This is a genomic window from Rhizobacter sp. P2_H2 (assembly GCF_056403375.1).
Window position 1 is genome coordinate 1 of sequence record NZ_JBFUFP010001142.1, and the last position, 1,665, is coordinate 1,665.

Genomic DNA, 1,665 nt, shown 5'->3' on the forward strand with positions numbered 1-1,665 from the left:
CTCTACGGCGGCCAGGTGCACCTGAGCGTGCGCGGCGACGATGCGGCCGCGCTGGCGCTGGCTCGGCACCTGCCGTCCACCACATCGAGCGACCATGGCCGCTCGTTCGCCGACATCTTCAAGGAGGCCGGCTACGACTTCTACAAGATCGACGCCGGCCTGTTCGCACCGGCCGAGGTGTGGGTCAGCAACCTCGACAGCGGCCACACCTGGCATGGCGGCGCGCAGAACATGGCGCTGCTGCGGCAGCTCTGGCTGCAGGAGCTGTGATGCGCATCGCGATCATGGCGGACGAAACCGGTTGGCATACACGTCAACTGCAAGCGGCCCTGCGCGCACGCGGCGCGGTCGGCCGCTGCATCGACCTCGCCGATTGCCACATCGACACCACGCTCGCGTGGCACGGCCTCGCGCTGCCCGGCTTCGGCCGCGGCCTGCCCGATGCGGTGCTGGTGCGCGGCATCGCCGGCGGCAGCTTCGAGCAGGTCACCAAGCGGCTGGGCGTGCTGCATGCGCTGCGCGAACTGGGCGTGCCGGTCTACAACGATGCGCGGGCCATCGAGCGCAGCGTCGACAAATCGATGACCAGCCTGCTGCTGCATGCGGCCGCTGTGCCGACGCCCCCCACCTGGGCCACCGAATCGCAGGCGCATGCGCAGCGCATCGCGGTGCGCGAGGGCGCGGCCGGCCATGCGCTGGTGCTGAAGCCGCTGTTCGGCTCGCAGGGCAAGGGGCTGCAGCTGGTCGGCGAGGTCGACGGCGTGCACCATGCGCTGCCCGCGCTCAGCGCGGGCTTCGGCTCGCTCGCCTACCTGCAGCGCTTCGTGCCGGCCGCCACCACGCCGGGCTTCGACTGGCGCGTGCTGGTGGTGGGCGGCCACGCGATCACCGCGATGCGCCGCGTCAGCGAGCACTGGATCCACAACGTCGCGCAGGGCGCGCGCTGCGAACCGGCGGCGCTCACGCCCGACCTCGCGCAACTCGCCGAGCGCGCGGCGCAGGCGCTCGACATGGACTACGCCGGCGTCGACCTGATCCCGTCGGTGGAAGGAACGCAGGTGATCGAGGTCAACGGCGTGGCGGCCTGGCAGGGCCTGCAGCGCGTGACGGGCTTCAACATCGCGCGCGCGATCGTCGACGACCTGCTGGACCGCAAGTGCGCCGGCCTGCGCGCGCTCGACGCCGACGCGGCCGGGCGCTGCGCGTGAACGGATGACCGGGGATCCGAAGGCCGCCTTCCTGTGCGCCTGCACGCTCGACGTGGCGGTGCGCAAGCCGGGCAACGTGAGCCTGCAGTCGGCCGGCCACCGCATGCAGGCCGCGATGTTCCTCGACAGCGCAATGGCCGCGGCCGGGCCGCTGTTCACGCGCGGGGCCGGCGTCGGCGAGCGCATCGAGGCCGCGGTGGACGCCAGCTGGTCGGTGGCGCACTGCAACACGAACCTCGGCATCCTGCTGCTGTGCGCACCGATCGCCGTGGCGGTGGAGCGGCATCCCGGCGCGACACGCCCGGCCGCGTTGCGCGAGGCCCTCGCCGAGGTGCTGGCCGGCCTGAGCCTTGCCGATGCGCAGCACGCGTTCCGCGCGATCGCCCGCGCCAACCCCGGCGGGCTGGGCGACGCGCCGGCCGAGGACGTGCGCGCCGCCCCGAGCATCGACCTGCGT

Annotated in this window: 3 protein-coding genes; all 3 read left to right on the forward strand. The window is 73.0% G+C overall.

Features of this window, described 5'->3' with window-relative positions; genetic code table 11:
- Positions 1-270: methenyltetrahydromethanopterin cyclohydrolase (locus AC1D15_RS30930; RefSeq protein WP_477829044.1), on the forward strand; the 270-nt coding region annotated here is incomplete at its 5' end.
- The gene (locus tag AC1D15_RS30935) at positions 270-1,208 is read left to right on the forward strand and encodes an ATP-grasp domain-containing protein (protein WP_477829045.1); all 939 of its coding nucleotides are present in this window, start codon (positions 270-272) and stop codon (positions 1,206-1,208) included. The genes AC1D15_RS30930 and AC1D15_RS30935, both read left to right, overlap by 1 nt.
- Before the next feature lie 4 nt (positions 1,209-1,212).
- The coding region (locus AC1D15_RS30940; protein ID WP_477829046.1) for a triphosphoribosyl-dephospho-CoA synthase at positions 1,213-1,665 on the forward strand (453 nt) is incomplete at its 3' end.

Coding starts and splice junctions, on each gene's coding strand:
- AC1D15_RS30935 (WP_477829045.1), top strand. CDS start 270: ATGCGCATCGCGATCATGGCGGACGAAACCGGTTGGCATACACGTCAA.